At 39.5% G+C, this 6,084-nt stretch carries 8 protein-coding genes; 7 read left to right on the top strand and 1 reads right to left on the bottom strand.

Annotation, left to right across the window (positions count from 1 at the left end; all coding sequences use genetic code 11):
* Positions 1-32: 32 nt before the first annotated feature.
* Positions 33-371 (bottom strand): helix-turn-helix transcriptional regulator, encoded by a 339-nt coding sequence (locus tag BCT34_RS02125; protein ID WP_076651082.1) that lies wholly within the window; start codon positions 369-371, stop codon positions 33-35.
* Between the two features lie 143 nt (positions 372-514).
* Here BCT34_RS02125 and BCT34_RS02120 point away from each other — a divergent pair, with 143 nt between their 5' ends.
* The 7 genes from BCT34_RS02120 to BCT34_RS02090 all read left to right on the top strand — a co-directional run bounded on the left by BCT34_RS02120 (position 515) and on the right by BCT34_RS02090 (position 6,049).
* Positions 515-1,813 carry a phage/plasmid replication protein, II/X family gene (locus BCT34_RS02120; protein WP_076651081.1) on the top strand — a complete coding sequence of 433 codons (1,299 nt, stop codon included), beginning with the start codon at positions 515-517 and terminating at the stop codon, positions 1,811-1,813.
* 9 nt (positions 1,814-1,822) lie between these two features.
* Positions 1,823-2,119: a single-stranded DNA-binding protein gene (locus BCT34_RS02115; protein ID WP_076651080.1), complete on the top strand. Its 297-nt coding sequence runs from the start codon at positions 1,823-1,825 to the stop codon at positions 2,117-2,119.
* 15 nt (positions 2,120-2,134) lie between these two features.
* Positions 2,135-2,371 (top strand): hypothetical protein, encoded by a 237-nt coding sequence (locus BCT34_RS02110; RefSeq protein WP_076651079.1) that lies wholly within the window; start codon positions 2,135-2,137, stop codon positions 2,369-2,371.
* Positions 2,372-2,382: 11 nt separating this feature from the next.
* Positions 2,383-2,622, top strand: coding sequence for a hypothetical protein (locus BCT34_RS02105; protein ID WP_083702757.1), 240 nt, complete (start codon positions 2,383-2,385; stop codon positions 2,620-2,622).
* A 119-nt stretch (positions 2,623-2,741) separates the two neighbouring features.
* Positions 2,742-4,454: a hypothetical protein gene (locus BCT34_RS02100; RefSeq protein WP_076651078.1), complete on the top strand. Its 1,713-nt coding sequence runs from the start codon at positions 2,742-2,744 to the stop codon at positions 4,452-4,454.
* Positions 4,455-4,552: 98 nt separating this feature from the next.
* A complete protein-coding gene (locus tag BCT34_RS02095; RefSeq protein ID WP_076651077.1) occupies positions 4,553-4,870 on the top strand; it encodes a DUF2523 family protein in 318 nt (105 codons plus the stop codon).
* A 9-nt stretch (positions 4,871-4,879) separates the two neighbouring features.
* Positions 4,880-6,049, top strand: a complete 1,170-nt coding sequence (locus BCT34_RS02090; RefSeq protein ID WP_076651076.1) for a zonular occludens toxin domain-containing protein — start codon at positions 4,880-4,882, stop codon at positions 6,047-6,049.
* Positions 6,050-6,084 lie beyond the last annotated feature (35 nt).

Raw genomic sequence — 6,084 nt, 5'->3', positions numbered from 1 at the left:
AATAGTGTACTCTTGTCTCAATATGAGAATTTTTAGTTGAACATCTTACTTGTCTCTTCCGCTTGTTGTTTCATTATTACGCTCTGAATTATTATATCGATAGCTTTTCTTTCCTCTTCATTTAGTTGCATGACTTTTTCCATTCTCATTTTTAGCCCTAAATCCATATCTAGGTTTGTTCCTGTACCGCATAGCTCATCGATTGACATTTCTAGTGTGTTCGCGATTTTTATCAGGTTTGTCATTGTTGGTTCTGATTTTCCTGCTTCATATTTTTTATACGCCGATAAGCTTAAACCGCACATTTCAGCCATTGCATCTTGGTTTATATTTCTACCCTTTCTTTGTGCCTTTAGGTTCTCTTTAAACATATTTAAACCCTCTTTAGTCTCTTATGTACACATTCTATATCTGGTTTTATGTACATGAAACTTGACTATTTACTATTGTAGCTATATTTTAGCTCCATAAGTAACCTTGACGGGTTTTTTAAGATCTTCCTTACGTGGTGTTTATGATAGATATGTTGAAAATCTCGATACCTTTTAAGCGTGAATTCGTTACTAACACTCGCGTTTCTAAGACTGGCGAATGTATTGAGTACGTCAATATTATTGAGTGCTCTCGTCGCGGTATCGGTCTTGAAGCTAAGTCTGTTCATTACAAGGGTGGGGAGCTAGATAATAAATATGAAGTTGCTGATTTGCGTCACCCTTACGAGTCTCTTCCTACTCACTTCACTGGTATAGCTTTTAAGATTTTTCAAGGCACTTTACATCGTTCCCCTTGTATCGAGCTAAAAGGATCTCCTGCAAAAATCATCCAAGGTCATAACGTTTTTGGATCTACTTCTATAGCTCTTGGCTCTGATGAAATGCTTTCAGCTTTTGTTGATAGCTATCCTGATGTTTGGGACATGCTAGAACATACGCAAGCTACTCTTGATAGCCTTGATTCTACTTACTCTGCTCGTGTTGAAAACGAAAATAAGGCAAAGCAAGTTATTAATTGTCTTAAAAATGTATCGAATAATCAGATGAGAAAAAGTGTTCGAAATGAACATGAAACGACTTGTTACTTTACTCAAAACTCACGTCATTGTGATCGCAAAGCCTATTTGAAATATCCAGAATTTAACAATCAACTTTCTAAATTGAGAGCATTACAGGCGTCTGGTGTGACTGAATATGATCGTGTTCTAGATGTTATGTCTAACCCTCAATTGATTAATTTTGCTCGAAATCTTGTGCGTTTTGAGGCTAGTGCTCATCGTCGTTATCTCGATGCAATGGAAATACCTAAGAATTTATTACAAGCAATTAGATACCAACAAAACTACGAAAAAGACGGAAAGTCACTAATACAAGATATTTGGTTAAAAGCATTTACCCCATTACTGCAAGCTCTGGAGGGGCAAAGAATGAACATATTTAATGATGAAGAGATACATAACAAACTTAAGCTAGCTTATTCGACCATTACTCCTAAAGGCAACGTTAGTTACTCCAAGGCTGATAGGGTTTTTCGTTTTTATCGCTCCTTGGTTTCTGATGGTTATGACTCAGTTAAAGATGCATTTTCTTCCCGTGCTAGTTTTTATCGTCAGTTAAAAGAGCTTCAGCATGTTGGTTTTAGCAAGGCTCAACTACAAAATTTACAAGGCAATGGAAACGATAATGTGATTCCGTTGCTTCAAGTTATCGAGGTTGATTTTTCTAATCAGCGTCCTGATTGGTACGTCGAACCAGAAATCGGCATTTTAAGTGAACAATATGGTTTTGATACTTCAAACGTAATTAGATTAAGCGCATAGGTATAAAAAATGAAAAACGAACTACTAATTGAAATTTTTAAAGAGAATGAAGTCATTGATGTTTTTGAGGGTATCTCTCAAAAGAACAACAAGCCTTTTCGTATGTTGTCCCAAATTGGTTATGCCCATGTTGGTGGTAAGTTCCCAAAAGAATTTAAAATCCCACTTCAAGATGGTCAACCGTTCTGGCCTGCTGGCAAATACCTTTTAGGCATGAATTCTCTTGTAGTAGGTATGCGTGGCGATTTGGAAATCGGTCGAGAAATGTTTTTGATTCCTGCTAATGAACATTCACCAAAAAGCTAATTTACAGGAATCATAATGGCAGTCTGTATAGATAAAACAGTAGATGGTTTTTTATATATTACTGAAACAAAACCAGAAACTTGTACAACCTATGTTTTACAGGCTGCGGATGAATATAACCTTTCTCATGTTACCGCGTCACCATCTGATATAGGTTTAGTCTTTACTTGGTCTTTTGGTGCGGTAGTAGTGATTGGTTATTTAGGTGGTTATGTCATTGGCATTGCCAAAAAGTTAATACGTCTCGTATAGAGGGATTTACTATGTTTACTTCAATTCGCAAAGCGTCTAAACCTGTTCTTGCTACATCTGCAATGATTCTAATGTCTTCACCTGCTTTTGCTGATGGCTCTGCTGGTTCAAGTGCTGTTGACCAAATTTTAGGGGCGGTCGATTTGTCTACTGTTACTACATTCATTGGTACGACTGGTGTTGTTATTGTCGGTATCGCCTTAGCGGTTAAAGGCATTAGCCTTGCTAAACGTTTGGTTAGTCGAGCTTGATAATCGCTGTCTCTTCATTACAGTTCTATTCTGCTGTAATGATAATCGGTGGTCTGTCAGGTATCGCCTTTGTTTTAGGAATGAGGGGCATCTAGCCCCTTTTTTTATGGGTGCTTAACATGATTCTCAATCGTACCTTCACTTATTTTCTTTGCTTCTTCATTGTTTATACACCTTTTCGTCCTGTTAAAGCTTTTGTTCCTCTAGTGCCTGCTGTGGTTGCTTTGACGGGGCAGGCTGCGCTTTGGACGGGTCGCCAGTTGATTACTCGCATGGCGGTCAATTATGGCACTCAAGCGGGGGTTGTCGCTACGGCTGCCGTTGCTACGACACCTTTAATCAAAGATTACATGGCATCAGATTATGCTTTAAAGCCTTGGGGTTCTTGGGCTTGGCTGTTAAGTGAGTCTGGCTTTATTTCTAATAATGGTGATATTACCATTCGAGAAGATGATTGTTTTCAAAATGAGGACTGTGGAATGTCACATTTTTTCAAAATGTCAGATGGTTCTATTGCTGATGATTTTGACCCTGGTCTTTATAATACTGCAATTAAATTATCTACAGATTGCCCTGTAACAGCCCCAACTGATGACTTTGGCCAGGCTACTCTTTATGACTGTGCAATGGCTGTTTCAGCTAAATGGCGAGATGAGTATCGTTCTAAACCAAGTTACATTGAAGAAAACTGTAATGATTCTAATGTTGAGTTTGAACATAGAAAATCTTGTTTTTCAAAGCAATCAATGGATTTTTGGGGGATGTCAGACAACGCCTTGATTTTACATGGTCGTATTTGGGTTGTTATTAATGAGACTGGCAAGTCCCCACGTATTGCTGGGCAACAGAATATCAATGAAGTTGAATTGCTTTTTCCTAATATTCAAACAAAAACTGAGATTGTTAACTCATCTGTAGTTAATGTTTTAAAAAATCAACTTGTTGATAATGAATTACCGCTTCATTTGATTGAAGATGTTGATCTTAGTTATTGTGACAATGACTCCTGTTATTCTTTACCTTCACAGCACTTTGTTGCTAACTCTGTTGTAATACCTGTTGATGAGAATGATGTTCCAATACCTGATGCAGTCGGTGGAAGCTCCGTAAGTCTACCCTCTGGTAGACCTTTACCGCCTATTTCAGACCCTATCTATGCAGATGCCATTAATTCAGGTTTAACAGGTGTACCAACAGGTGACCCTGATACTGATGCAATAGTCGAGGATTTAATTAAACCTATTTTTGATGCGCCAGCACCGATTGTTCAACAGCCTACAGTAAATCCTCCCGTTGTTGACCCACCAATTACAAACCCTCCTGTAGTGAATCCACCGATTACAAACCCTCCAGTGCAAGGAAGCGCGGTAACGGTTTCTAATTTATCGGGCATAGAAACGAGGTTAGATACAGTGAATAACAACTTATCTTCTCTCAATGTTGATGTGGATTCATCAGGCGTTGAAAATCGGATAGATAGAACGAATGAGTTGGTAGAGGGTTTATCAACGTCAACCGTCCCAATAAATTTAGTCCCTGATAAAGGTCAAGCCTCTAGTTTTTGGGACTCTCGTTATCCTGATGGCTTTGCAGGGGTTTGGAATAACTACAATAACAATTTCCAAAATACCGCTTTAGTAGGCTGGGTTGATTCCTTCAAATTGACGTACTCATCCGATGGGACTCCGTCTTGGTCTATGTGTTTTGATTTGGGTTTTGTTGATTTTGGTTGTCACGTTATCGACATTGACAGTCGTGTTTGGTTAGCCATTCGAGCCTTTATTCTCTTCACCTCAGTTATGTTAGCCCGTCGCTTGGTCTTTGGGGGTTAAGTTATGGAAATCATAGAGTTTTTGCTATATCCGCTTTTCGGCTTCTTGATTTCTCGCATGATTGCATTTGTTATTTTTGACGTTTTATAGGAGGCGTTATGTTGGATTGGTTTTCTGAACGTTGGAATGATGCGGTTAATTTTTGTTGGTCATTATGGCTATCTTTGTATGACCTCTTAACAGACATTGCTTTATTTGTTTTTGATGGGCTTCTCTCTGTCTCTCTGCTCGCCATTGATGGTGTGGGTTCATCATTTTCTGCTTTAAATGTTATCCAATACATCGACCTTATTCCCAATGAAGTTAAGTCAATCATGGCATTGGTGGGAGTCAATGAAGCGAGCGTTATTATTGTCTCGGCTATTTTGATTCGTCTTGGGCTTCAACTTGTCCCATTTACACGACTTGGCTCTTAGGGGGAGTGTATGCCAATTAATATCATTGTCGGTAGACCGGGTTCTGGGAAGTCTTATGAATCGGTTGTCTACCACATCATTCCAGCCCTGAAAGAGGGGCGGAAAGTCATTACCAATGTACCATTGAATTTAGAACATTTTGAATCCGTATTTGGTGCTGAAATATTAGATTTAATCGAGGTTCGGGAGGATAGTTATTCCCGTGAATCTGGTTCTGTCAGGGCGTTTTCCACGGATCAATGTTTCACTGCGGATGAATGGAAAAATGACGATGGTGTAGGGGCGTTATTCGTTATTGATGAATGTCATTTTGTACTGCCTAGTCAGGGGCGAGGGAAGCAAGCAACGGAACATTTATCAGGAGTGTTAGATTATTTATCTATGCACCGTCATTATGGACACGACATTCTATTAATGACGCAAAGCTTGGGTAAGCTCCATAAAGACGTGAGGGCGATGATTCAAATTCAGTATCGAGTCTCTAAACATACAGCAGCAGGCTCTGATAAGACTTACACCCAAAAGGTGCTCGATGGTGCTGAGGGGCGAGCTGCTGAACTCAATACGAACGTCAGAAACTATAAATCTCGTTTTTTCCCTTTCTATGTTTCCCATACCAAGTCTGACAAAGCCGTCAATGAAGCGCATTCATCCGATATCAAACCCATTTGGAAGCGGTGGTATTTTTGGGTCGGCATTCCTGCCATTGTGATTGCTTTACCCATGTCCATTTCTAGCGCACTGGCTTTATTTGGCACAGAACCCGTTGAAGAGCATCAAGCCGTAGTGGTCGAGAAAGCCCAAGCTAACCACCAAGAAAAGAAACGACCGCCAATAAAAGTGCCTAAACGCTCTGTAGCGCATCCTTTTGAGAAACTAAGCCTATCTATCACAGGTTCGTCTATAACGTCTTACAAGGACGACAGAGGCAAATTACACCGTCAGTCAGAAGTGTATTTTAAGGCGATGAACAAATCACGCTATGAGTTTCCTTTAAAGCTTCAAGATTTATACATGGCTGGGTATGACGTGGCAGTCATGGGACATTGCTTAGTTGAAATCAAATACGATGACTATCAAGACTTTGTTTACTGCGAAGGAACTAAACCCAAAGGTCAAAATCAAGGTATGGATCTCACATCATCATTCACATCCGCATTATCAAGCAACACACCATAGATTAGGTTTGATTGGGCTGCTATATGCTTGCATGT

Origin of the sequence: Vibrio sp. 10N.261.45.E2, assembly GCF_002875705.1 — a bacterium.
Classification (GTDB): Bacteria; Pseudomonadota; Gammaproteobacteria; order Enterobacterales; family Vibrionaceae; genus Vibrio.
The sequence above is the reverse complement of the archived record's forward strand: the minus strand, read 5'-3'. Positions and strand labels throughout refer to the sequence as shown.

What these genes read in the sequence shown, in the direction of transcription:
- BCT34_RS02125 (WP_076651082.1), bottom strand. Translation starts at nt 371, where the DNA reads ATGTTTAAAGAGAACCTAAAGGCACAAAGAAAGGGTAGAAATATAAAC.
- BCT34_RS02120 (WP_076651081.1), top strand. Translation starts at nt 515, where the DNA reads ATGATAGATATGTTGAAAATCTCGATACCTTTTAAGCGTGAATTCGTT.
- BCT34_RS02095 (WP_076651077.1), top strand. Translation starts at nt 4,553, where the DNA reads ATGTTGGATTGGTTTTCTGAACGTTGGAATGATGCGGTTAATTTTTGT.
- BCT34_RS02105 (WP_083702757.1), top strand. Translation starts at nt 2,383, where the DNA reads ATGTTTACTTCAATTCGCAAAGCGTCTAAACCTGTTCTTGCTACATCT.
- BCT34_RS02090 (WP_076651076.1), top strand. Translation starts at nt 4,880, where the DNA reads ATGCCAATTAATATCATTGTCGGTAGACCGGGTTCTGGGAAGTCTTAT.
- BCT34_RS02115 (WP_076651080.1), top strand. Translation starts at nt 1,823, where the DNA reads ATGAAAAACGAACTACTAATTGAAATTTTTAAAGAGAATGAAGTCATT.
- BCT34_RS02110 (WP_076651079.1), top strand. Translation starts at nt 2,135, where the DNA reads ATGGCAGTCTGTATAGATAAAACAGTAGATGGTTTTTTATATATTACT.
- BCT34_RS02100 (WP_076651078.1), top strand. Translation starts at nt 2,742, where the DNA reads ATGATTCTCAATCGTACCTTCACTTATTTTCTTTGCTTCTTCATTGTT.